This window comes from Legionella sp. PC997 (assembly GCF_014109825.1).
Classification (GTDB): domain Bacteria; phylum Pseudomonadota; class Gammaproteobacteria; order Legionellales; family Legionellaceae; genus Legionella.
The window spans coordinates 1,091,458-1,116,935 of the sequence record NZ_CP059576.1 but is presented as its reverse complement, the minus strand read 5'-3'; the positions used below and the strand labels follow the sequence as shown (position 1 = coordinate 1,116,935).

Below are 25,478 nucleotides of genomic sequence, written 5' to 3'. Positions count from 1 at the left end.
TACCTCAAAAAAAGCTCTTCTTTAAGTTTAAGAAGAGCACTTTACTAAATAACAGAAAATTCCTTACCTACGGTTTCAAAAGCTTCGATTGCCTTATCCAAATGATGCAACTCATGTGCTGCAGACATTTGAGTACGAATTCGAGCCAACCCTTTAGGTACTACAGGATAAGAAAAACCCACCACATAGATACCTAAATCCAACAGACGATTTGCCATGCGTCCTGCCAAGCTTGCGTCACCTAACATAACAGGGATAATTGGATGCTCTCCCGGGATTAACTTAAATCCTAATTGGGTCATTCCTTCACGAAAATAACGGCTGTTTTGTTTTAATTTCTCAGCCCAGTGATTATTGGCCATTAAATTATCTAAAACGACACAAGAGGTATGCGCAATAACAGGAGCCAAAGTATTTGAGAATAAGTAAGGTCTAGAACGTTGGCGCAACCACTCAACTATCGTCTTGTTTGCTGAAGTATAGCCGCCAGAAGCACCACCTAAGGCTTTACCCAAAGTACCCGTTATAATATCAATACGATCACTCACGCCAAAATGCTCTGGAGTTCCTCGACCTGTTTCACCCATAAAGCCTACTGCATGTGAGTCATCAACCATAACCATGGCATTATACTTGTCAGCTAATTCACAAATGGCTGGAAGATTTGCTAAAATTCCATCCATAGAGAAAACCCCATCGGTAGCAATCAAACGAAATCGTGCACCTTGAGCAGCAATTAATTGTTCCTCTAATGCCTTCATGTCGTTATTTGCATATCGATACCGCGCAGCTTTACACAAACGGACCCCATCAATAATACTGGCGTGGTTTAAAGCATCACTAATAATCGCATCTTCTTCACCTAATAAGGTTTCAAAAAGCCCAGTATTCGCATCAAAACATGAAGAATATAATATGGTATCTTCCTTGCTTAAAAATTGACTAATTTTCTGTTCGAGCTGTTTGTGAGGAGTTTGGGTGCCACAAATAAAACGCACAGAAGCCATACCATACCCATACTGAGCCAGTGCTTTTTGTCCTTCAGCAATAAGTTGATGATCATTGGCTAAACCTAAATAATTATTAGCGCAAAGATTGATTACTTCTTTATGATTTACGGTGACAGCAGCTTGTTGCTGGCTGGAAATAACACGCTCCCCTTTATATAAGCCTTCGCTTTTAAGTGTCGCTATTTCAGTTTGCAAATAATCAGTAAATTGCTCAAGCACTGCATTCTCCCCTACGTTAGATTGTTTTTTTCCCCAGTCATTCATCTCGTGACTGATGTATCGGTAAATATAAATCGGTTAAGAAAACCATTAAAAATTGCAGATCATAACAAACTTTAAACAGAGTCACCACGAAATTTGGGATTCAGACATTATTTCTTAGCGCATGCGCTATTTTTTTGCTAAGATGTGTAACAGTTTTGAACGTGTATTGACAATTCACTGCTGCCATCTCGTTTCACAGCATATTTTGCGGAATTCTAAAATCACTAAAAATAGATCACCGCGAATAAATCGCGAAAGAGCAATCTTGGCAAATGATAGTCAATCTTAACCTAAAACAATCAACCCGGTAGAACAAATGAGTTATCAAAGCGCACGCATTAACATGGTCAAACAACAACTTCGAACTGGCGATGTTTTAAACGAATTCATACTTAATCTATATGATATAGTACTCAGACACGAATTCGTTCCCGAGCAATTTATCGATTTTGCTTATTCAGATATGCAAATACCTCTGAATCATAATCAATGCATGCTTACGCCTTTGGAAGAAGGAAAAATCCTCCAAGCCCTGGATTTGCAAGGCCATGAAACAGTTTTGGAGGTAGGAACCGGCAGTGGATTTTTTACTGCTTTACTCAGTAAGCTATGCAAAAAGGTAATTAGCGTAGATTATTTTGCCGATTTCACGAGCCATGCAGCACGTGTATTAAAAAAACACCACTGTAATAATGTCGAATTAATTACGGGTGATGCCAGCCAAGGGTGGTTAGAAAATGCTCCTTATGATGTGGTTGTGTTCACGGGAGCCAAAGAACAAATAAATGAGACTCAAAAATTACAGATACTTCCGGGCGGAAAATTATTTGTTATTGAAGGAACATCTCCTGCAATGCAAGGCCGATTGTACGAATTGGATCATAGTGAACATTGGCATGAAACACTGATTTTTGAAACAAACATTCCTTTGTTGATCGATAAATCTATGCATAAGCAATTTGTATTTTAGGATTTGGTTTAAATGAAAAAATTGTTGATTTGCTATCTTATGGCTTTTGGTCTGTTGTCGCCAACATTTGCTTCAACGGACTTAATGGATATCTATCATCAAGCTCTTGAAAATGATCCTATATTTAAAAATGCCTATGAAACCTACATGGCTAATAGGGAAGCTGTGCCTCAAGCATGGGCGGCATTGCTTCCCCAGGCCGGTCTTACAGCACGAACAACTCGAAATTTCCTTCATGTTAATGATGGCTTCTTTAGTGTCCAAGACGACTATTACAAATCTAGAACCTGGCAATTTTCCGCATCTCAGGCTATTTTCAATTACCAAGCTTGGGCAAAAGTAAAACAAGCAAGAGCCTCTGTTAAAGCAGCACAGGCCACTTTTAACGATGCAGCTCAGGATTTGATTCTTAGAACAGCAAAAGCCTATTTTGATATACTGTTTGCCCAAGATACCTTAAATTTTGCCGAGGCAAAAAAGCGTGCAAACATGCGCCAATATGAACAAGCCAAACAACGTTTTGAAGTAGGACTTGATCCAATTACCTCTGTATATGAAGCAAAGGCGGCTTATGATCAGTCAATTGCTACAGTGATTGCTTCCCGTAACAATCAAATCAATCAAAACGAAAATTTGAGGAAATTAACTAATCATGTTTACGAACTCATAGCGCCTCTACGCGATGGAAAAATTCCTCTTATTAAGCCAGAACCCAACGATGTAGATGAATGGATAGATACAGGGCTTAGGCAAAACTATAAATTACTGTCTGCTAAATGCAATCTTGAAGTAGCCCGTCAAAATATGAAGGCACTCTCTGCAGGAAACTGGCCTACCGTGGCGATCCAAGGCAACTCCACAGAAACAACAAATGAAGTAAACACTTCCAGCCCGTTTTTACCAGCAAATCAAAAGCAATCCAGCGTGGGTTTGGCATTAAACTTTCCTGCATTCCAAGGAGGACTAGTACTCTCGCAAACACGGCAAGCAAAACATAATTTTCGAGCCACAAGTGAACGAGTCGAACAAACTTATCGAGATGTGGTGGTAAACAGCCGGATTGCCTTTAATACCATTACTGATGGAATTAGCAAAGTAAAAGCGGACAGGCAGACTGTTATTTCCCAACAAAATTCATTAGAAAGTACAGAGGCACAATTTGAAGTAGGGACTCGCACCATGGTAGATGTGGTAAATGCCCAACAGCGCCTCTTTGAAGCGCAGAACCAACTTGCTAATGATCAATACAGTTTAATTAATGCTGTTTTAACTCTAAAATATCTTGCCGGAACATTGAATGTAAATGATCTTGAGTTGATAAATTCATGGTTAGAAACAACTCGTATTAATGGATCAATTTCTACTGTAAGCAAGACCACAATCACTAAATAACACTTTTATTCAGGTTTTTAATAATGTCCAATCCCTCTCAAGTTGAAAAAAAATTACTCCATTATACTGGTAAAGCAATTGCAGATTTTAATATGATCCAGCGTGGTGATCGCGTCATGGTCTGTTTATCTGGTGGCAAAGATTCTTTTACGCTCTTAACGATTTTAGATCAATTACGCCGACGTTCTGGTAATAAATTTGAACTTTTCTCTTTTACTCTGGATCAGGCCCAACCAGGTTGGAATGATACTGCCGTGAGACAATGGCTTGCTGATCGATTCATTCCGTATGAAATCCTAACTCGAGATACTTACAGTATCGTAAAAGAAAAAATTCCTGAAGGTAAAACCTATTGTTCCTTATGTTCACGATTACGTCGTGGGATTATCTATCGTTATGCCGAGGAACATGGCTTCAATAAAATTGCCCTTGGTCACCATCGTGATGATTTAGTTCGTACGTTAATAATGTCCATATTCTATAATGGGGATATCCGCTCAATGCCTCCTAAATTGCTTAGCGATAATAAAAAACATATCGTCATTCGGCCATTATGTTATGTGCAAGAGAAAGATATCATCACCTTCGCCCAGGAACAATCTTACCCCATCATCCCATGTACACTTTGTGGTTCTCAAGAAAATTTAATGCGGAAAAAAGTAACCCATTTAATTAATCAGCTTGCAGAAGAAAATCCCAAAGTTCCTAGTAATATCCTGCATGCGCTGCAAAGTATTAAACCCAGCCAGCTTATGGATCAAAACATGTGGAATTTTAGAAATCTTGAGAATGAATTAATTACCAACCAAACAATTAATACCGACGAAGTCTTTGGTACTGAAGAATTCGATCCAGTTGAAGTCTAAATTACCTACCCTGGGTGAAGAGCCCAGGATTACCTGCAAAACATCTTTCTAGTTTCACGCGCACCCCCCTCATAACTTTCTATTTATTGATCTTATCCAAACCCAATTAAACAAACATAATGCTCAAATCTAGATCAATAAGCTGGTATCAAACACAAAATCTTAACAAAACCGTAACATTTTAATAACATTTTTGTTACAATGATGTTTTATTAGATGGCACTTTAGTCTAAAATCAGAAAATTCTACGTAACCCTTTTACTTTATTTCGTTAATAGAGGATTTTACCCCATGTTTACAAATTCAACGGTTGACTCCCGTATATTTCGAATTTATGCAAAGCGTTATTTTAAATTTGATTTTGTAGCAGCCATAGTCGTATTTCTAGTTGCCATACCTTTATGTCTGGGTATTGCCTTAGCTTCAGGCGCACCTCTTTTCTCAGGAATTTTAAGTGGAGTTATAGGCGGAGTGGTCGTAGGTTGTATAAGTGGCTCGCACGTAAGTGTCAGCGGGCCAGCAGCCGGTATGGCCGCGGTGGTAGTTGCTGCTCTTACCCAACTTGGGGATTTCAATACATTTTTAATTGCCCTTTTTCTCGCAGGTATACTTCAAGTGGTTATAGGAAGCTTACGCGCTGGATTTGTTGCAGACTATGTCCCCTCAAATGTGGTGCAAGGCTTATTATGTGCTATTGGTATTTTATTAATAATCAAACAGCTACCGCTAGCATTTACTCTTTCTGCAGATTTCAATGAACTCAAAATGCATTTGTTAGAAACAGCAGAAGAGATCAAGTTGAGTCCTATTCTTGGGTTGTATCAACATATCAATACAGGGGCGATGTTGATTACAGTTCTTTCGCTCAGTACTTTAATTTATTTTGATCTAACTAAAAATAAAATACTAAAAGAAATACCTGCGCCGATACTCGTCGTTATTTTGGGAGTACTACTTAATGAATTTTTTCAATGGACCAACTCAAGTATGGTTCAAGATTCTCCACAATTAGTTAACATTCCGCATACAGGAAGTTTTGGTGAGCTAGTTAATAAATTGGAATACCCCAATTGGGCAGCTTTAACTAATCCCAAAGTCTATCTTTATGCTTTTATTATTGGCATTGTTGCTTCTCTTGAAACCTTATTGAATCTTAAGGCCGGAGAGAAACTGGATAAAAAACGTCGTCATCCCTCTTCAAACCGAGAATTAGTTGCTCAAGGGGTTGGAAACATGACCGCAGGCTTAATTGGTGGAATTCCCGTTACCTCGGTAATCGTACGGACCTCTATTAATATTCAAGCGGGCTCGAAAAGCAAAATTTCAGCTATTTTACATGGTATTTTTATTTTCTTTGCAGTGATGTTAATCCCTGGTACTCTAAATAAGATTCCCTTATCTTCTTTAGCTGCCATTTTAATTTACACCGGGTATAAGCTAAATAAGCCTTCAATTTATCGCTCCATTTATGCTCAGGGAAGTGATCGATTTATTCCATTTCTCGCTACCGTCATCAGTATCATTGTGTTTAACCTTTTGACGGGTATTTTAATCGGATTAGCAGTAAGTTTATTTTATATATTAAAATCAAACAGCCAAGCACGAATTAATATTCTTAAAGAAATTCATCCCACCGGAGAAATTAATCGTTTAATGCTTCCGCAACAAATGACTTTCCTTAATAAGGCAGCTTTGGTTGCGGAACTTGATTCCATACCGAGAGAGTCTCAATTAATTATTGATGCTCGTTATACTCAGTATATTGATAAGGAAATTACTGAGCTTTTAAAAGAGTTTAAAGAAGAGCAAGCTCCCAATAAGAAAATTTCATTGAATCTTATTGGCTTTAAAGAACATTATAAGATTCATAATTATATTGAGTTTATCAATGTAACCACCTATGACGTACAATCGCACCTATCTCCTGCGCAGGTATTAAATATCTTATATGAAGGAAACCAACGCTTCCTTAATGATAGCCGGATCCACCGTTCAAACCATTTGGACATTAAACTCACTGCTAAAGGGCAACATCCCATTGCCATTGTTCTTGGTTGTATTGATTCCCGGGTTCCTGTAGAAACCATTTTTGATATGAGCTTTGGTGATATTTTTTGTGTGAGAGTTGCTGGCAATGTCGTCAATAATGACGTTTTGGCCAGTATTGAATATGCCTGTCATGTTGTGGGTGTTAAACTGATTATCGTTCTGGGCCATACTCGTTGTGGTGCAATTCAATCTGCTTGTGATGGGGTTGAAAAAGGCCATATCACTGAATTACTGAACAAAATAAAACCCGCTATCCAGGCTGAAAACGAAACTGATACGAATCGTCACAGTAAAAATAAAACGTTTGTAGATAATGTTACTGAGTTAAACGTAGCCCATACCATGCAAGAAATTTATGATCGCAGCTCTATTTTGCACGACATGATTGAACAAAATGATATAGCTATAGTGGGTGCGATTTATAATGTTCAAACAGGTAAAGTCCACTATAAAAATTATGAGTATGAACTAAGTCAACTTGGTGAAAAAAATTACGCCCACTTTGCAACTAAATTAAATACATTATTAGAAGAAGCTAAGATTAAGGAATAGCCTCTAAGTAAATCCAGCGAAGTAGGACCTGGGAGCTCTTTATTTAACCCTGGGTTCAACTTCGTCGGGCCATTATCTCACATCAATTCATCTGTTTTTGAACAGAAACCTTCTGTATAATGCATTGTAATTCAAGAACAATACTATTTTTCAGGAGCAGAAATGCGTGCGTCTCAATGGTTTTTAGCTACTCTCAAAGAAACTCCCAACGATGCTGAGATTGTTTCTCATCAATTAATGCTGAGAACTGGAATGATTCGTAAGCTGGGTTCAGGCCTTTATACCTGGATGCCTTTGGGTTTAAAAGTATTACGTAAAATAGAACAAATAGTACGAGAGGAAATGAACCGCATCAACTCCATGGAATTGCTCATGCCCGCAGTGCAACCTGCAGAGCTATGGCAAGAAACAGGACGTTGGGACACCTTTGGTGGCCAGCTTCTTACCATGAAAGACTCTAATGGTCGAGAATATTGCTATGGCCCAACCCACGAAGAAGTAATCACGGATATTATGCGTAATGAATTGCAATCCTATAAGCAATTACCCGCAAGTTTTTATCAGATCCAGACCAAATTCCGCGACGAAATCAGACCACGTTTTGGGGTGATGCGTGCACGAGAATTTATTATGAAAGATGCCTATTCGTTCCATTTAAATTTAGAAAGTCTTCAAATGACCTATCAAGATATGTATCAGGCTTATTGTCGTATCTTTGATCGCATGGGTCTTAAATACCGTGCCGTTGAAGCAGATACAGGTGCAATCGGAGGTTCTGCATCTCATGAATTTCAAGTATTAGCTGACTCGGGTGAAGATTTAATTTTCTATAGTGATCACGGAGATTATGCCGCAAATATTGAACAAGCAACCAGTCTCAAACCTCAAAGAGCAACTCCTACCACTCAAAAAATGATTCTGGTCGATACCCCAAAACAAAAAACTATAGCAGAAGTTTCAAACTTCCTGGGTGTAGCGAATAGTAAAACCATTAAGACCCTGATTGTAAAAGGAAAAGAGCATCCTATGGTTGCTTTAGTTTTAAGAGGTGATGACGAACTCAATGAAGTCAAAGCCATAAAAAATCCTTTGGTGCACTCTCCCTTGCAATTTATAGATGAGGAATCTATTTTAACGAACCTGAAGACACCCATTGGTTCACTGGGTCCGGTAAATTTACCGATTCCTGTTATCGTGGATTACCATGCACTGGCTATGGATTCATTTATTTGTGGTGCCAATCAAACAGACAAGCACTACCAACATGCTGCATGGGATAGAGATGTGCCCGAATATCATGTTTATGACTTACGTAATGTAAAAGAAGGCGATCCCAGTCCAGATGGGAAAGGGATACTGCGCTCTTGCCGTGGTATCGAAGTTGGCCATGTCTTTCAGCTGGGCGACAAATATGCCAAAGCAATGAACGCTGCAGTCATTAATGAGCAAGGTCAATTAGAAACTATGTTGATGGGCTGTTATGGTTTAGGTATCACTCGTGTAGTTGCAGCCGCAATCGAACAACATCATGATGAAAAAGGCATTCTGTGGCCTCAGAATATTGCACCTTTCCAAGTAGTCATTATTCCTTTGAACGGAAATCGCTCCCCGTTAGTCCAAGAACAAGCAGACGCGTTATATGAACGTTTAAAAGAGTTAGACGTTGATGTATTAATTGACGATCGCAATGAAAGAGCTGGTGTATTGTTTGCGGATCACGATTTGATTGGTATTCCACATCGTATCATCGTAAGTGAACGGAATATGGAACAAAACTGTGTGGAATATAAAAACCGAGCTAATGGAGAAACACAACTACTAAGCTTGGATAATGCAATTGAGACAATCGTTCAACTGGCTTCAAATAGGTAGATTCATCTTAGTACCCTGGGTTTTGTCGAAAAGACGTAACCCAGGCTCCCACTTCATTTCACCCAGGCCCAAGTTTAGAGCGTATTTCGTTCATCTCCAGGGTTGCCTTGAGTATTCAGATAAGTCAATACCTCATTGTTTTTTAGTGCGTTTATTCCGATGGCAGTAATTTGATTAAATCCTACATCTAAAGTGTAAAGCGTTGTCGTTTCTGATAAGGCTAAAGCCCCCTCATCTCCAATGTAATTATGACTCAAACTCAGATTTTGAAGTGGTATCGCTTTAGATAAGCTTTTTGCCCCCTCATCTCCAATAAGATTATTATCAGCATATAAATTATTTAGAGAACTCATTGTTGCGAGAGCTGCAATACCCTCATCTCCAATTAAATTATTATCAATATTAAGCAAAGTAAGGTGACTCAAATTTGATAAAGCTTGAGCTCCTGCATTGCCTATGCTACAACCCGCAATAGAAAGCCACTCAAGTGAACTGGCATGAGCTAAAAAATCCGCTCCTTCATTTTGTAACGGATTATTATCCAGAGTGAGATAAAGTAAATTAGGTTTTCTTGCTATAATCTCGACGCCGTCTTTATCAATATTATTGTTTTCTAAATCAATAAAGTTCAGGGAGAAATTTTTATCAAGAAACTCGATACCTTCATTCCCTAAGCGGTTATGGCTTATATATAAACTTTTTAATGTTTGATTCGCAAACAATGCTTTCGCACCTTCTGCCCCTATTTGACTTCTTTTGAGAGAAAGATGGATTAATGATTTATTTTTTGCTAATGATTTAGCTCCCGAAGAACCTATAGGATTACCATCCAGAGAAAGAAAGATCAATGAAGTATTATTTGCCAAAGCTTGCGCTCCATAGGGACCAATATGATTGTTCCCTAAAAGAAGGTATATTAAAGAAACATTCTTTGCCAATGCTTCAGCTCCTAGCGAACCAATACGGTTGCCGGTGAGAAAAAGATATCGAATATGAGTACTAGTAGAAAGTAATTCTGCTCCTTGGTAACCAATCTGATTGTCCGATAGACTTAAACGAGTGATTTCTGGGTGCTCATTGAGATAGGATAAAATGTGTGGAATATCACGATCGCGGAGACTGCACTGATCCAGGAATAAACCTCCATCGCTAACACGTAGTTCTATATTTTCAATACATTCATTAGATGAGGAATCATAAATTTCTATTTTATCGTTCGCAAATAGGGGTGAAATCATTATACTCAATCCAAGTATAAGACTTAAAGCTGCTGTTCTCATTATGAAATCTAGTCCTTTTGTTAAATCTGCTATCCTAATAGGAACATGGAGTTGTATCACGAAGAACAATAAAAACCAACAACCCTACTTATGAGATTTCGTAATTGCTAGCTCCAGGTGCAAGGACTCCATAAGTGTGCGTTTCTTCAGGGGTAATTCGAAAATTTTCAAAATCTCGGATGAAATTGGCGATATGATACGCTAACGAAAAATTAGCATGTTCCCCAAAAATATCATGATAAACCCCTTCCGGAGTTTCAGCTAATGCAGGGCAACAGTTTTTGAGTAGAAGATCAGCATATTTTTTATTGATCTCTCCCCATTTCTTCAATATGACATTGGCATGAGCGAGTCGAGCCTCATTTGGGAAAATACTTAATTTATTGAAATGATATAAATTGCCCATTAGATAAAGAACAAAAACTCGGGTTTCCATATATTGCATTGGCATAGCATTCAATACCGAAGGAATGAGAAGTTTAAGTGCAAGGAATTTACTATCTTCTAAATTCCGGATTACAAAAAGTAAATTCCAACTGTTGTACAAATACATCCATTCTTTCGATAGATAAAATTGACTGACTCGTTTCTGTAATTGATTTACGATTAAGTCCGGTAATAGACTATATTTTCCCTCCTCTGTAATTGAACTTTTCTCAGGCAAAACTAAATTTCTAAAGAAATAACAGTGAGAGGGTCGAAGGTATTCTAACATGCGAATAAGCGTAGCTCCTGCAAACGCATTGTCAGCCGGTTTTCCATCCTTGGTGTATTGTTCTTCCCAAGTTGCTTCTAATATATTTAAGCTCACATTTTTAACTGAATCATCCTGCATTTGGCCTAATGGAGGAGGACAAATCTTCGCATTCCACAATGCTAATCCATGTTGCCTAATAAACTCTTCTGATTTTTTAACAAGTCCTTCCTGGCTAAGCTCCTCATCTCCTAATGCACGAATAAATGCACCTTCTGTAATAACAGGATCAACAGAAACTAATTTTAGGCTTTTAAAAAGAGAACTATTACTCTTATTTGAACAAAAGAAGAAATTGTTGATAGGATTTCCAGGATAAAAAGTATTCCTTTGTTTTTTTGTAAAATTATATATATCTTCATTAAAAGTGAAGCTGTTTACCATAGTCACTGCAAATGCTTCAAATAAACATAATAAATTCAGTTGAACTTGCAGCTGCTCTGTCATTATTTTTAACTCATGATCGCTAATTAATTTTTCTCGCTCTATAAAAGCAAGTAATTCGCATATGGGCGGATTGTTTAGCAATCCCTCCTTCACAGAATCAATAAGTTGCTCTAAATCAATGGATTTTTCGGTGAGTTTATCCAAAAAACTCTTTAACCCCTGGTCGCGAAGTTCAAGTGAATTTAATCTAAAATCATGTAGTATTTTTTTGATAATGGATGGATCAGATTGTTGCTTTAAATGGTTAATCACACGAACTAAAAATTGATTGGCTAAGAATTTTGACATAAAAATCTTTTTATTTTTAAAATAGATAGTATATGTTCATTAATTTAATTGAGGCAACTTTTGCATTTAATAGTCCTTTGAATTAATCAATTAGATTTGGATATCAGTTTAATTAAACCCCAAGAAAACAATTGCGGGTTCTACCTTTAATGCTCTTCATTGTTGGGAGGAACCACAATAGCAAAGGGTTCGCTTGTGCTACCATCGATAACTTTATCTAATAGCGTAACTCGTATTAAAACCTTCCTTGTTTTACTGTCATCAGAACATTTTGTCTCATTCGGCTCTCTTTTACAGTTTGAAACCTGGTGTACTGTATCGATAGGACTGTTATCGCTATCTATTACTTTTTGATGCTCCAAATCAATAAGCACTAACTCAAGGTGGCTTAGTTTCCATTCTTTTCCTTCGGGAGTATACCCAACGCGTCGTTCATGAACTAGGGTAACTTTTTGCCCTCTTTTTAAAGTAGTTTGATACTCCCATGTGGGCTGCTCTACGGTTAACTCACGTTCCACAATGTCATTTCTTTGTTGAAATGCTTTTTCCATGTTGAGATAACCCCATCCATAAGTTCGATTCCAGGCTGAACCCATGATTTTAGTATGTCCTGTATCCATGGTACCCGCATCAGTCCACGTATCTGCACTATTAATGAGTAAGGCTTTGATGGCCATGGGATTTTGAATCCCTGCATCTTGTAATAACAAAGCTGCCGCACCTACATGAGGAGCTGCTGAGCTTGTTCCTCCCATAAGACGATACCCATCTTTATAGTTCATCGCATTGGAATAGACGAAACCATATATTTTAGGATCGGGAGCGCAGGTCATCGTATCATGGCCCGGAGCAGTTAAATCAGGTTTACGTCTACCAAAGGGTGTAGGACCTCGACTGCTGGTATTCTTTATATGATGTTTGGTTCTATCTACGGTTTTCACCATCGTTTCATTTTCGGCAACAAGAGTATTCATATTGGCAATGGTAAGCGCATTATAATTATCGCCTGGGACTGTTAATGTGGAAGCAAAGGTAAATTGATGCGCGGGTTCTATGTATCCGGCATTTCCTGCCGATTTTACCCAAAGAATTTTCTGAGTATTTACTACATAATCTATGACTTTTGCAAGCCCACTCCACTCAGGACAAGCAGGGCAATTTAAATCAAGTCGACCATTCCCCATGCTGTAATTAATAATGGTGGGTTTCAACTCAGAACGATTCAACATCCAATCCAAAGTTTCCATCGTACGCATAATACTTGCAGGATCAGCGGTTTCCTCTCCTGCTAATCCAGAAACGATGGCTGAGGCCCCATAAGCAATTCCCTTATATTTCTCATGAGTACTGGCATAAATACAGGCTACGCCGGTTGCATGAGGTTCTTTTACACCATTAATCAAATTAGAATATCCAGAGCCTACATCTTGACGCACTACTAATCGTTTACTGGCTAAAGCAGGATGTAAAGGATCTACCCCGGTATCGATAATACCTATAATACCTTTTTGACCCGTATAACCATGAGCCCACCAATTACTTACATTAGGGTAAAAGGATGATGGCGTTAGTTTTAAAACTTGTGCTGTAACATCTAACTCTGGCATAGCTGCCGGATGAGAAGAAATTTGTGCTGCTGCATTTAAACCCGCAATACGATAGACTAAGTTACGATCTCTAGGAATTTGTATTCCTACTGCAGGCATAAAGCCTAAATCTTTTATATTTACATTAGGAATTTTTTTTATTTCTTCAATAAAAGATTCTTTTTCAGAGAAATCATGTAAAAAAATCAGAAGTGACAAAGGAGCATGTGAAGAACTTCTGGAATGTTTCAAAGTTTGGAGGACATCGGCGTCAATAATAGCTCTTGCCGAAAGAATAGGACTTACACTGATTAAGATTATCGCAAGATAAGATCTTTTGAGTATCCGCCACATACACCATCCTCATTTTTGAGTTTCGATATAATAAATAAGTTTCCTTCTCAATGAGCAAATCATTGTTATCATCTCAATGATGAATAGAACGATTTTAAAGCAAGGAGTTAAAAGAAGAAAGCACTCTGTTAAAAAATATAATTTATACAAGAACATACTGCTCCTCAGTAATCGAGGAGCTTTGTTGAGTTGATTAGGACGAGACACTTTTGGAGTTCGACGCTCGTTTTTCCATAAAAAATCGAGTGAGCAAAAAACCAATAATAACACCTATAAAATTTATCCAGTAAAACGGCCAGACAAAAATTCCCAGCCCTACAATATTGGGACCTGGACAAATTCCACTAATTCCCCAACCTACACCAAAAGCGATTGCACCAAGAATAAGTTGCCAGTCAACTTTTTCTTTGGTGGGTAATTCATAACGGGTATTTAATAAAGGTTTAGGAAGCCATTTACGTAATTGGAATAACAGAAAAGTTACCAATAAAGCAGTAACAAAAGTGAGGTATAAATTTATTTTAAAGGTAGCTGCACCAATTTTTAAGCCAGAAATAATAATGTCGGGACTATACATTCCCGTTAAAATTAAGCCTAAACCAAATATCAATCCAGCAATTAATGAGATTATAGATTTCATATTAGCTCCTTAGTGCACTAACCAAGAGGTGATTATTGCCACAGGAAAAAAGATAGCCACCGCGATGATGGAGCGTTTACGTAATAGAGACAGTCCACATAGCCCATGTCCACTGGTACAACCACTACCTAAATAGGTACCGCCGCCAACTAATACCCCTCCGAGGAATATGAGCCAATAATTGGTTTTAAAAATTGCTAGGGGATCGGACACAGTTATTAACAAATTAAAGAATAATCCACTTAAAAATAACCCCATAATAAATAAAAGATTATCGATATTGGGTCGATAAGTAGCAAAGTTCCAGGCATTAAAAAGTATTCCGCTGCAACCTAGAATTCTTCCTCGAACCAACAACATTACTCCGGCAGCTACTCCAAGAAGAATTCCTCCAAGAATAACATTCATTTCAACGATCATTAGGGTTGCTCCTTTTATAAAGAATCTTTTTTATGATACCTAAAAAATTCTTTTATTGCTTTAAATACAATAAACTACGATCGTTTTTTTTGTTTATGCAAAAATTCTATCTTAAATTGAATTCCTCTTATTCTAATGTTAAATTTTGTCTCTCAATTATTAGAGATAAATATAATGACACGGACGTTTTTTACTTCATCACTCATGCTGTTTTGTTCCATTGCCTCTGCACAAGATCAAGTGATTGAGCATTTTTTTAAAGATGTAAATCCCTCAGTATTGTCTTCCAAGACGAAAAACAATATACAGGCCACCCATTTTCGCCTTGTTGAAATTGACCTCAGCCAACTTTACGCTGAGCTGGAGAACGCGCCACATCGAGATGAATTAAAATCAGGAGCTGGATTACAAATTGCCCTTCCTCTACCTGATGAAACCACAAAGCTGTATCAGGTTGTTGAAAATAGCACCTTGCATCCAGAGCTCAGTGCAAAATTCCCCACAATCAAAACCTACGATGCTTATGGGATTACTGATCCAAGTGAATTTGTTAAGCTGGATCTAACACCCCAGGGGTTTCATGCAATGATTTTCAGACCAGGACTAAGTCCGGTTTTTATTGATCCCTTAAGAAAAGGAAACAATCAGTATTATATGGTTTATAGTAAAAAGGATTTTATAACTTCAAAGCGCTTAAAATGCGAGGTCCATAGTCAAAATCCATTTGCAACCTCACCTGTTCGTTCAAAACATTTTGCCCGTTTTAATCCTTGCCAACTCAAAAAGTACCGCTTGGCCATGGCTGCAACAGCAGAGTACACCCAATTTCAAGGTGGAACCATAAACGATGCATTGGGAGCAGAAGCAACCACAGTGAACAGAGTGAACGGCGTTTATGAAATTGACATGGCAATTACCATGCAAATTATTGCTAATAATAATCTCATTATTTATACCGATCCTAATGATCAACCCTATACACACGGTTCCCCCCAAAAAATGATTCGAGAGAATCAGAAGAATGTGAATCAAGTTATTGGTGCACCCAATTATGATATTGGTCATGTTGTAGATTCAGCAGGAAGCGGTCTCGCACAATTATCCAGTGTGTGTATTGATGCATATAAAGCAAGTGGAGTCACGGGGCAAACCAAGCCTGTAGGAGATCCTTTTGATATTGACTATGTAGCTCACGAAATAGGCCATCAATTTGGCGCAAATCACGTCCAAAATAACAGCTGCCAAAGAAATGGGCCTACAGCTGTAGAACCAGGAAGTGGCAGTACCATTATGGGTTATGCGGGAATTTGCCCCCCGAATGTTCAAAAAAATTCAGATGCGTATTTTAATGGGATTAATCTTCAAGAAATGGGAACTTTTGTTTCTAGTCCTTCACATACCTGTCCTGTTACTACAGAGATCCCTAGCGCTCCGGAGATTTCTAGCGTCAATGGAGGAGTTATTATTCCTGCTCAAACACCTTTTGCTTTGACTGCATCAGCAACTAAAAGTAGGGGCAATGGAGTATTAACCTATACTTGGGAACAAATGAACAATGAAGTTGCTCCCCAACCTCCAACTAGTACAGCAACAGGAGGCCCCAGCTTTAGAAGTTTTTCACCACAACCAAAAGGTACTCGTTTTTTCCCAAGTCTCACCGCACTCAGCAATGGAGGTCCGTTTACCTGGGAAGTTTTACCTTCAGTTTCACGTGTTATGAAATTTAGAGTTTCAGTACGCGGGAATACGCCAGGGGGATCTTGCAACGCATATACGGATACCACTGTAACCACCACAAGTAGTGCAGGTCCTTTTATCGTGACCTCCCCCACCGGTAAAGGTATTAGCTGGATAGGTTTATCCCCACAAACAATTACTTGGGATGTAGCAAATACTAATTTTTCTCCGGTTAATGCCAAGAATGTAAACGTTCTTTTATCTACTGATGGCGGTAAAACATTTCCCTATACTCTTTTGTCTAACATACCAAACGATGGGCACGAACAAATCTGCGCACCTAATTTAAATACCACTAAAGCCCGGATTATGGTGCAAGCAAGTAATGGAACCTTCTTTAATATGTCAAAAAATAATTTCTCAATCACCGCAGTTCCAACAAAAGCTCCGGTATTAACGGCAGCCGAGCGTGATCCTATGAACACAAGTACAGCATTTGTTTCATATGCTAATTGTATTTCCATATCCAATGATGTCTATACAGTGAATGGTTTACCTGGCGCCACGATAAAGTTGGATATTAAGAACCATCGCTTCGTTATTGGAAACATTCGATCGTCCAAAAGGATTCCTCATGTCACGATTACTGCGACCAGTGAAAATCACATAAGTCAAACTTCAAACCCAATTACTATTCCCAGTATTTTATAGAAAAGGCTTTAATATGAATAAACATTCCCTATCAACAATCCTCGCTTGTATCTTATCATGTAATGGATATACCGGCGTTTATTCTGGTCTAAATTTAGGTATTAATTCAGTTACAATAGATAAAAGCTTGAGCTATCCTCTTGAAGAAGTCACACCTACTTCTTCCAGTTTTAACAACGCATATACTAATTTTCATGGACAACTTACAGCAGGATATGAATTGCCCTTGAGCGCAAGATTTTCTACTGCGTTAGAAGCAGATGCAGATCTGTTCACAGGGAAGTCACGATATAGAATCAATGAATGGTTCTTTAATGATGATGTTCATGCTGAAGAACACTTAGAATATGGATTTTCCTTCTTTTTATTGCCCGCATACCAATATAATGAGTCAGCTCGCTTTTTCGTAGGACCTGGAATTTCAGGAAGTCGTTTTGCGGTGAGCATGAACAATACTGCAGGTAATGTGGGAGTTAGCGACAATTTTAAAAAATGGCTAATCGGTGGCGGTTTAAAAGCAGGAGCCATCACAAGGCTCAATAATAATCTGGACCTACTCTTAACGTATCAATTTACCCAGTACAGCAGTACGGAACGAACTCAGATTGAACCATTATCTGATGAGACACTGCAAGGACGCTATAAGCCTTATGTAAACACTGTATTAATCGGTCTGAGAGTCAATTTACCAGCAATAGTCCATACTAAATGATAGGTATTAATGGTGCAGGTTGAATCAATTCAACCTGCATGAGTTACCATAAACTTTAAGAATTAATTATTCAACAACACCCAAGCATCCCTCCAAGCCAAACCTACGCCAGGTTCATAATAAGCTGGGGCTTGCGCACACCATCCTGAATAAGGCCAAGGTTTACACTGATACCGCTTATGATCCGAACGCCCCATAACTACGGTACCTGCTTTGTAATTGTTAATGCCATCCGGATAGATGTAATCGACTTGGCCGTTAGGCTCAATAAAATCAAGGACCACATGATAATTTTGGGTTCCACTATCACTTAGATAAATTTTATTTGCCTGATCGGCCTCTAAAACGACTTGTCCCGTCTGAGGATCTAACCGACCAATGTGTACTAAATTTGAATTAGCATTAACTATTTGTCCCAGAGCCAATGGCCATTGAGTTGCCTTATTATTACTATCAGTGACCGTTAAGCTATTATTTTCGACTTCAACTTCATTCTTGAAGACACGTAATACCACTTGGGTATTTACCGCAATATCTGCTGAACCATAAAAATCTTGCAATTCAAACCAGGAAGTAGGTAGAGAAACGTTATCTATAAATACATCACTACACGAGTAAAATGCTTCAGGGCTATCTGAACGCTGCCATATTACATACACTATTTTTTTACCACTCATATTAGTAGGTAATGGGCAATCCATTTTGTAACGTCCGTTAGCGAGAGTTACATTAGTTATCGTACAAAATGGGCTAGCCTCTAAATCAGACCACCTCAACGGCTCATTAAAGTTATAACTGTCTTTCGTGATATAAAATTTAAAATACTTTGTTTGATGAGGCGCAGTCGCGAGATAAGTAAAGGTAAAATTACCATTAGAATCAGGTTTAATTGTAGTCGTAGTCCAATCCGCTCGAGGAAGATTAAACCCTTTAAAAAAATCTCTTCCACCTGCGCATAGTTGCCCATCAGCAATAAGATCTTGATGGCGATCATTAGCTGCCGCCTGATTGATTTCATTCCAATTATACAGTGGTTGAGCACCACCTAATTCGACAGCCGCGCGACACGCAGCAGATTTTGGATTCTCAGGATTTTCTTTATAACATTGATAAGATCTTGAAATAGGTATTTCCATGGATCCATGAGCATGTAATCCATAACTTGCGCTAAATAGTAGAATACTACTTAATCTAATAAGTCCTTTCATTATTATTATCACCCTCCTTTGGAGTAAAAAATTTATATTTATTAAGTACAACCATTCAACTTATAATTAATGAGATTTATCGTCAAGCTCATTCAGCGACATTCAAGGTTGCTGTCTGAATGATTCAGCCCTAAAGCGGTAGATTAACTATAACAGACGCGAATTACATCGAGCCTATTGTCAATTATTGAATACAGCAACTCTAATGTTTGTTCATTGAAAAAGAAGAACTCATTGTTCTTCTTTGAGTCAGTATGTTTTCTAAGCATTTAAATTTAATAGAAAGATACAATGAGGTTTCATTAGAATTTATTATAAAAAACTGTACTAAAAATATAAGCCTTCCACTTAAAGACAATCTTCAACATATTGAACTTCTTCATGGTTGCCACTATAGATTAAAGTGATTACCTTGCCATCAGATTCAAATCGAATACCCCGATTATCGGGTTTTTCAAAAAAAGTGAGATAATGACCTTGAGGATCATAATGATGGGGTTCTATGGATAATTTACCTTTATATAGCGCTTGGACATGAGATTCAGTATCTCCAATCTTTGCGCCTTTTGATGTCAAATACTTAGGAGAATTAATGTTAATACGCACAATTTTATTACCTGAAACCATGAAGGATACGTTCTTTACCCCATTCAAAGTGACATAAAAGCACCCTTCATTTTCAGCTTGATCGGGATTGGGTTTTGTAGCGTTGAATGTTTTCCCAGTACTACGTTCAACCTGTTTCAGGGTCATATTCATTTTAATAGGACCTAAACCATCCGGTGAAAGAGTCCATTGTGTACTATCCATTGCAAATAATGGATTCAATGAAGCCATAAATAAAAGAAATGGTGCGATTCGTTTCATAGATTTATTCCCCTACCCCAATATTTACTCAATCAATCCAAGTGATGCTCTGAAAATTTAAATTGACATATTGAAGGCTAATTTGGTATGTTAATCCAATAATAGATAAAATTTAGTCAAACTGCTATCCATATGAATCATCGCGATACGAACAAAGGCAATAATTATAGTGCAGTGCTTACTGCAAAAGTATCGCCATGCCATGATTTCCTTCAGACAACAACCTCTTTAGTACACATTATTATTATTTTGCCCTCTTTACCCTAGAGCGGTTAGCTTTTTCTATTCCCAACCTCTCTAGGGAGGAAGTCTTGGGATACTAGAATAACTGTCTATACTGGAGGGTATCGTGACTCGCACCAATTTTTTTAAATTAAATAATACTTGTTTGCCCTTTTTGATGTGGTTTTTCCCCCTATCATTTTTTGCGCTTCAATTTATTTTGCGTCTGTGGCCAGGATTAATGATGCACGAAATAATGAAACAATTTTCAATAGATGCATCCAGTTTTGGGCTCTTAGCTGCATTTTATTATTATGGTTATGCGGGAATGCAAATTCCTATGGCGCTATTACTCGAAAAATTTGGCACCAAAACAGTAATTTTTATTTTTACGGTACTCTGTGGCCTCAGCGCCTTACTCTTTACCTCAACTGATAATTTCTATCTAGCCTTGTTGAGTAGATTTTTAATTGGGGCGAGTTCTGCTGTTGGCTTCTTAGGAGTGTCCAAAATTATTTCGGAATGGTTCAGTAGTACTCAATACTCTCAAATGGTTGGATTTTCTTTTAGTATTGGGCTGTTAGGGGCGGTCTATGGAGGCAAGCCAGCAACCCAGCTCATTGAGACTTACGGTGGTCAACAGGTTGGTTTATTACTTGCACTCACTTGTATCAGTATAGGAATTTTGGTTTATTTAATCTTACGTACTCCAAAGAATATTAAAACAACAAAATCCAATGCGATAAGCCTATCTTATTTATCGGTTTTATTTACCTCAAGAATATTATGGACGCTTGCCCTAGCAAATTTGCTCATGGTAGGCGCACTGGAGGGTTTTGCAGATGTTTGGGGGGTAGCTTATCTTACTACCGCTTATGGTTTTGCTAAATCTGATGCCGCCCTCCTCGTTTCATTTATCTTCGTAGGCATGCTGGTTGGTGGCCCCGTGTTGGCATTTTTGAGTAAAAAAATAGGAAATTATAAAGTTATAGGATTTTGTGGAATTGGATTGGCCTTAACTTTTTTAACACTTCTCACAGAAAATGTGAGTAATTGGTGGATACTTAGTATTTCATTTTTCACGGTTGGGATCTTGTGCTGTTATCAAGTAATTGTATTTGCAGCAGGCTCTACACTGGTTTCCCCAAAACATTTGGGAATAACTATAGCCTTTTTAAACTGTGTGAATATGTTTGGCGGCTCAATTTTTCATACAGTAATAGGCAAAATAATGAATTATTACTGGGAGGGAGGTATCACTGAAGATGGCCTAAGACAATACAGTATCCAATCTTATTATCATGCATTAATGCTAATACCTTTATGTGCGTTGATGGGAGCAGGATTAATCTATTTGATTCACAAAAAGGCCAAGAATCAAATAGGGGTCATGTCTATTGAAAAGACTATCACTTCTTAAACGGCCACTAATTAATTGATTTCAGCTGCATTATAAACTCTTCAGCAATTTTATAATGCAGGCAATTATTTTGTACTTTTTCAATATAACCTAATTCTTCTAGTCTATTTAAAGCTGGAAGAACATCTGGAGACAACTCATAGCGGAATCTGGGTACAGAAGAATTCAATATTGCGTCCTTATCGACAACAAAAAATTCTTTTATATTTTTAAAATTTGGATTGGTCACATCATTTTTAATCACATTCATGAAATGAGGGTATTCATTAAAAAGCTTATCTAAATCCAATATTTTTTTTTGCTTTATATGTTCTGTTTTATTCTTATTCTGCACGAATTTTTGTACTTGCCACCCACCTAAAGCAGTAGTAAAACACCCGCTTAAAAAGCCAAATAAAAATGAAGTATTCATGTTTTTTAAAATAAGAGATTGATGATGCGAAGCATGATCATTAAACGATTAAAAAGTTGATTAATTATATATCAAAATAGGAATAAAAGTAACGATCCTTTATTTTAAGATCTTGCATACGTGAGCCAGATCCCCGCTTGCTTTTTCAATTAGGCATTACTAAACTAACCCTATTTTGTTCTGTTTAAGACTTGTCTGCATGCTATATGACCACTATGCCAGAACTATTGCTTTACATAACTCATCAAAAGAGGATAAATATGCTTCGAAAACTCTTCATTGTTTCTATTTTGGTTCTAGCTGGCGTATTGACTGCCTGTGGTCCTATCTATAATACCCAATACAGTTATGTTCCACCAAAATCAGATATAGCAAAAATGTGCACTGCCCAGTGTATTCAAAGTAAAAATGATTGCCAACAAAGTTGCCGAGTAGACAATGAAAATTGCCGCCTAAGGGCTCAACAAAATGCGATGTTTGAATACAAACAATACAAAGAAGACCAAAAAAGAATGGGCTTACCGATTAGTAAATCTATAACTGATTTTGATCGAAGCAATAGCTGTACCAATTCGTGTCAATGTGAGTCTACGTATCGTGCTTGTTATTCCGCCTGTGGCGGGGAAGTCAGAGAACATAAAGTATGTGTCGCGTTTTGTGACAAGCATTAGGCAAAGCTTATAATTCGTCCCGACGCTCTGATAAAGATAAAATTTTTCATATTTAGGGCAAAGCCCAGACAAACCAGCAATTTATTGATTCAGAATTGCTGGTTTTTTCATTTTAAAAGCTTTGGAAACTGCTCTATTTGGCGTCCTTAGCCTATAACAAAAGGCCAATTATTTTACAATTTAATAAACCTTTGCCACACTTTAGTTGACCCATTGTAACGAGTAGAAATAATAATGAAGAAAATAATCCTTTATTTTTTAGCTTTCATTGGCACTTTGGCTATATTATTTTTTATCGCTCAATGGTTTAGCATAACGGGAACGACGATGTATGAGGGCGGTCCTGTACCCATGCCAGCGGGAGTCGGAAAGCAAGAGTATGCTGGTGGCTCTGTAGCAATGCAGAGCACAAGCCCATCTTCTGCAAGCCAACCATCAGATCAGGTTATGCGAGGTATGATTATTCGTAATGCGAATATTTCCTTGCAAGTTAATAACATTAACACCGCAATAGAAAAAATTTCTCAACTAGCAGAAAATTCAGGTGGCTATGTTGTAAGCTCCAATGTAACTCAGGATAACGATGCAACCAATAATACTAATGCAAATATTAGTATTAGAGTACCTGCCCAAGGCTTACATAAAGCCTTGACTGCATTGAAGTCCCTCGCAACCCGAGTCATGCAAGAATCAGTAACTGGTGAAGACATTACCCAACAATTTGTTGATTTACAAAGCCAACTGAGCAATTTACAAAAAGCCAAAGAACAGCTCTCCAAAATTATGACCAGCGCAACAAATACATCTGACGTTTTAAGTGTCTTTAAGCAATTAAGCGATACCCAAGGACAAATTGATGTCATCCAAGGACAAATTAAATATTTCAAGGAATCAGTAGCTTATTCATTAATCAATATTAACTTAAGCATGAACCCGATCGTTCAAACAGAGCAACAAAAACAATGGAAAATTACCGAAACATTTATTGACTCATATCATGCCCTCATTGATCAATTACGCAATTTTACTTATGGCTTGATCGCTTTCTTTGTGTATGTTTTACCCTTACTACTATTATGGATTTGTATCGTTTTAATTGTTTATTGGATAGGTAAAAAAATCTGGAATAATCTTAATAAGCGCTAATCCCGCGAACTAGGAAACTGTATTTATGAACAATCAGTCTACATGGATTGAACTATCATCTTACACATTGGAAAAAACTGAAGAGAGTGTTTTGTGATCAAGGCATTTAAATCAAAACAGTTCCTTGCTTTCATAGTGGCAGGAGCAATTTCAGTTATGGTAAATTTCTGCAGCAGAATTCTCTATAACTATGAGTTCAGCTTTTCAATCTCTATTATCTTGGCTTATATTACCGGGATGATCACCTCGTTCATTCTGGGTAAATTATTTGTATTTAAGAACAGTCAGCAAACCTTTTTACGTTCGATTATGTTTTTTATCCTCGTCAATTTAGTTGGTATGGTTCAAGTTTGGCTGGTTAGTTTGTTTCTCGCCGAACATATTTTTCCTGAGTTGGGTATTAAATCATTTCCTCTAGAAACAGCACACGCAATTGGACTTATTTTCCCCACTTTTACAACGTATCTGGGACATAAATTTTTTACCTTTCGAGAACATATTTAATGCATTCTGTGCGTTTTAGCAAAAAAGTTTAAAAACTCAGTCAATCTTTTAACCTCTTTTAAACTAATAGCATTATAAATACTTGCCCTGGCACCACCAACACTGCGATGACCTTCCAAATACAATAAGCCTGCCTTTTTTGCTGACGAGAAAAATTCCGCCTCCACACTGGGATTTGGAAGGAGAAAAGGAACATTCATTCGTGAACGACAATCAGTCGATACCGAATTATGATAGAAATGGCTTTCATCGATACATCTATAAAGTAATTTGGCTTTAGCCAAACTTCGTTTTTCCATCTCGACTACCCCGCCTTCTTGCTCTATCCAATCACATACAAGCGAGGCTATATACCAGGAAAAGGTGGTAGGTGTAGCTAAAAGTGAATGATTTTTATCCTGCATTGCATAATTAAATACAGCGGGTGTTTCAGGTAAGGCCCTATCTAACAAATCACGACGGACAATCACCAAACTCATACCCGAGATGCCAAAATTTTTTTGCGCACAAGCATAGATACACCCCAAACGATTAAAATCCACCGGCTTTGAAAAAATATTGGAACTCATATCACTGACCAATACCTTATCGCTTACCTGTGGGAAATCGGGGAATTCAACTCCACCAATTGTTTCATTATCAGTGAAATGCAAAAATGCGGCATCAGGCCGGAGATCCCATGTTTCCTGAGCAGGAATAGTTGTAAATTGCCGATCTTTACTACTGGCAGCTAAATGTACTTGTATGTATTTTTGTGCTTCTTTTATAGCCATACCCGACCAATAACCGGTTTCAATATAATTGGCATACTTAAAGCCTCGCGTTAAATTCATCGCAATCATTGCAAATTGAATTTGGGCACCACCTGGTAAAAATAGAACCGCAAAATCATTAGGTACGTGGAGCAAACGTCGAACTGAAGCCTCCAGCCTCTCCCCTAATTCCAAAAATTGGGGAGTACGATGACCAATCGATAGAATTGAAACCCCTGTATTGTTCCAATTAAATAGCTCTTTCTGAATAATATCCAATACCTGCACAGGTAGGGTTGCAGGTCCTGCGTTAAAATTGATTGGTGTATCCATATTGGGGTCCTTTATCATACACGGCACTCCGCTAAGCCTTTTAGTTGAATCTTTTAATTATAGAAAATAATCGATTGATTTCTTGGTTTCTTACCTTCC

At 37.8% G+C, this 25,478-nt stretch carries 21 protein-coding genes; 11 read left to right on the top strand and 10 right to left on the bottom strand.

All coding sequences use genetic code 11. The features are described 5' to 3' along the window. Positions 1-44: 44 nt before the first annotated feature. Positions 45-1,229: a glycine C-acetyltransferase gene (locus tag HBNCFIEN_RS04630; RefSeq protein ID WP_182392909.1), complete on the bottom strand. Its 1,185-nt coding sequence runs from the start codon at positions 1,227-1,229 to the stop codon at positions 45-47. 361 nt (positions 1,230-1,590) lie between these two features. Here HBNCFIEN_RS04630 and HBNCFIEN_RS04625 point away from each other — a divergent pair, with 361 nt between their 5' ends. The 5 genes from HBNCFIEN_RS04625 (at position 1,591) to HBNCFIEN_RS04605 (ending at position 8,975) form a co-directional block, all read left to right on the top strand. After that, positions 1,591-2,244, top strand: a complete 654-nt coding sequence (locus tag HBNCFIEN_RS04625; RefSeq protein ID WP_182392908.1) for a protein-L-isoaspartate O-methyltransferase — start codon at positions 1,591-1,593, stop codon at positions 2,242-2,244. Positions 2,245-2,256: 12 nt separating this feature from the next. After that, complete coding sequence (locus HBNCFIEN_RS04620; protein WP_182392907.1) at positions 2,257-3,636, top strand: TolC family outer membrane protein; 1,380 nt, start codon at positions 2,257-2,259, stop codon at positions 3,634-3,636. Between the two features lie 23 nt (positions 3,637-3,659). Then, positions 3,660-4,502 carry a tRNA 2-thiocytidine(32) synthetase TtcA gene (gene ttcA, locus HBNCFIEN_RS04615; protein ID WP_255464349.1) on the top strand — a complete coding sequence of 281 codons (843 nt, stop codon included), beginning with the start codon at positions 3,660-3,662 and terminating at the stop codon, positions 4,500-4,502. Between the two features lie 291 nt (positions 4,503-4,793). Beyond that, positions 4,794-7,103: a bifunctional SulP family inorganic anion transporter/carbonic anhydrase gene (locus HBNCFIEN_RS04610; protein WP_182392906.1), complete on the top strand. Its 2,310-nt coding sequence runs from the start codon at positions 4,794-4,796 to the stop codon at positions 7,101-7,103. Positions 7,104-7,265: 162 nt separating this feature from the next. Next, positions 7,266-8,975, top strand: coding sequence for a proline--tRNA ligase (locus HBNCFIEN_RS04605; RefSeq protein WP_182392905.1), 1,710 nt, complete (start codon positions 7,266-7,268; stop codon positions 8,973-8,975). A gap of 74 nt (positions 8,976-9,049) precedes the next feature. Here HBNCFIEN_RS04605 and HBNCFIEN_RS04600 read toward each other — a convergent pair whose 3' ends face one another. From HBNCFIEN_RS04600 to HBNCFIEN_RS04580, 5 genes are all read right to left on the bottom strand, one after another. Next, entirely contained in the window at positions 9,050-10,213 is a 1,164-nt protein-coding gene (locus HBNCFIEN_RS04600; RefSeq protein ID WP_255464348.1) for a hypothetical protein, read from the bottom strand. Positions 10,214-10,343: 130 nt separating this feature from the next. Further along, positions 10,344-11,744 (bottom strand): hypothetical protein, encoded by a 1,401-nt coding sequence (locus tag HBNCFIEN_RS04595; protein ID WP_182392903.1) that lies wholly within the window; start codon positions 11,742-11,744, stop codon positions 10,344-10,346. A gap of 146 nt (positions 11,745-11,890) precedes the next feature. Then, positions 11,891-13,684, bottom strand: coding sequence for a S8 family serine peptidase (locus tag HBNCFIEN_RS04590; protein ID WP_182392902.1), 1,794 nt, complete (start codon positions 13,682-13,684; stop codon positions 11,891-11,893). A gap of 193 nt (positions 13,685-13,877) precedes the next feature. Further along, positions 13,878-14,324 (bottom strand): DUF6691 family protein, encoded by a 447-nt coding sequence (locus tag HBNCFIEN_RS04585; protein ID WP_182392901.1) that lies wholly within the window; start codon positions 14,322-14,324, stop codon positions 13,878-13,880. A 9-nt stretch (positions 14,325-14,333) separates the two neighbouring features. Next, on the bottom strand, positions 14,334-14,744 hold the full coding sequence (locus HBNCFIEN_RS04580; RefSeq protein ID WP_182392900.1) for a YeeE/YedE family protein: 411 nt from the start codon (positions 14,742-14,744) through the stop codon (positions 14,334-14,336). Positions 14,745-14,918: 174 nt separating this feature from the next. Here HBNCFIEN_RS04580 and HBNCFIEN_RS04575 point away from each other — a divergent pair, with 174 nt between their 5' ends. Together HBNCFIEN_RS04575 and HBNCFIEN_RS04570 are read left to right on the top strand one after the other, a co-directional pair. Further along, positions 14,919-17,132: a reprolysin-like metallopeptidase gene (locus tag HBNCFIEN_RS04575; RefSeq protein WP_182392899.1), complete on the top strand. Its 2,214-nt coding sequence runs from the start codon at positions 14,919-14,921 to the stop codon at positions 17,130-17,132. 13 nt (positions 17,133-17,145) lie between these two features. Continuing rightward, positions 17,146-17,844, top strand: a complete 699-nt coding sequence (locus tag HBNCFIEN_RS04570; protein WP_182392898.1) for an outer membrane beta-barrel protein — start codon at positions 17,146-17,148, stop codon at positions 17,842-17,844. Between the two features lie 62 nt (positions 17,845-17,906). On the opposite strand, the gene HBNCFIEN_RS04565 is transcribed toward HBNCFIEN_RS04570, so the two are convergent. Together HBNCFIEN_RS04565 and HBNCFIEN_RS04560 are read right to left on the bottom strand one after the other, a co-directional pair. Then, positions 17,907-19,052, bottom strand: coding sequence for a lytic polysaccharide monooxygenase (locus HBNCFIEN_RS04565; protein ID WP_182392897.1), 1,146 nt, complete (start codon positions 19,050-19,052; stop codon positions 17,907-17,909). Positions 19,053-19,400: 348 nt separating this feature from the next. Continuing rightward, positions 19,401-19,919 (bottom strand): hypothetical protein, encoded by a 519-nt coding sequence (locus HBNCFIEN_RS04560; RefSeq protein WP_182392896.1) that lies wholly within the window; start codon positions 19,917-19,919, stop codon positions 19,401-19,403. A gap of 349 nt (positions 19,920-20,268) precedes the next feature. Between HBNCFIEN_RS04560 and HBNCFIEN_RS04555 the strand changes: the two genes are divergently transcribed. Then, positions 20,269-21,561 (top strand): MFS transporter, encoded by a 1,293-nt coding sequence (locus HBNCFIEN_RS04555; RefSeq protein WP_370530107.1) that lies wholly within the window; start codon positions 20,269-20,271, stop codon positions 21,559-21,561. 7 nt (positions 21,562-21,568) lie between these two features. Here HBNCFIEN_RS04555 and HBNCFIEN_RS04550 read toward each other — a convergent pair whose 3' ends face one another. After that, positions 21,569-21,973: a hypothetical protein gene (locus tag HBNCFIEN_RS04550; RefSeq protein WP_182392895.1), complete on the bottom strand. Its 405-nt coding sequence runs from the start codon at positions 21,971-21,973 to the stop codon at positions 21,569-21,571. A gap of 260 nt (positions 21,974-22,233) precedes the next feature. Between HBNCFIEN_RS04550 and HBNCFIEN_RS04545 the strand changes: the two genes are divergently transcribed. The 3 genes from HBNCFIEN_RS04545 (at position 22,234) to HBNCFIEN_RS04535 (ending at position 24,294) form a co-directional block, all read left to right on the top strand. Further along, on the top strand, positions 22,234-22,644 hold the full coding sequence (locus tag HBNCFIEN_RS04545) for a hypothetical protein (protein WP_182392894.1): 411 nt from the start codon (positions 22,234-22,236) through the stop codon (positions 22,642-22,644). 234 nt (positions 22,645-22,878) lie between these two features. Further along, on the top strand, positions 22,879-23,790 hold the full coding sequence (locus HBNCFIEN_RS04540; protein ID WP_182392893.1) for a DUF4349 domain-containing protein: 912 nt from the start codon (positions 22,879-22,881) through the stop codon (positions 23,788-23,790). 93 nt (positions 23,791-23,883) lie between these two features. Beyond that, positions 23,884-24,294, top strand: a complete 411-nt coding sequence (locus HBNCFIEN_RS04535; protein ID WP_182392892.1) for a GtrA family protein — start codon at positions 23,884-23,886, stop codon at positions 24,292-24,294. On the opposite strand, the gene serC is transcribed toward HBNCFIEN_RS04535, so the two are convergent. After that, complete coding sequence (gene serC / locus HBNCFIEN_RS04530; RefSeq protein ID WP_182392891.1) at positions 24,291-25,379, bottom strand: 3-phosphoserine/phosphohydroxythreonine transaminase; 1,089 nt, start codon at positions 25,377-25,379, stop codon at positions 24,291-24,293. The genes HBNCFIEN_RS04535 and serC overlap by 4 nt on opposite strands. Positions 25,380-25,478 lie beyond the last annotated feature (99 nt).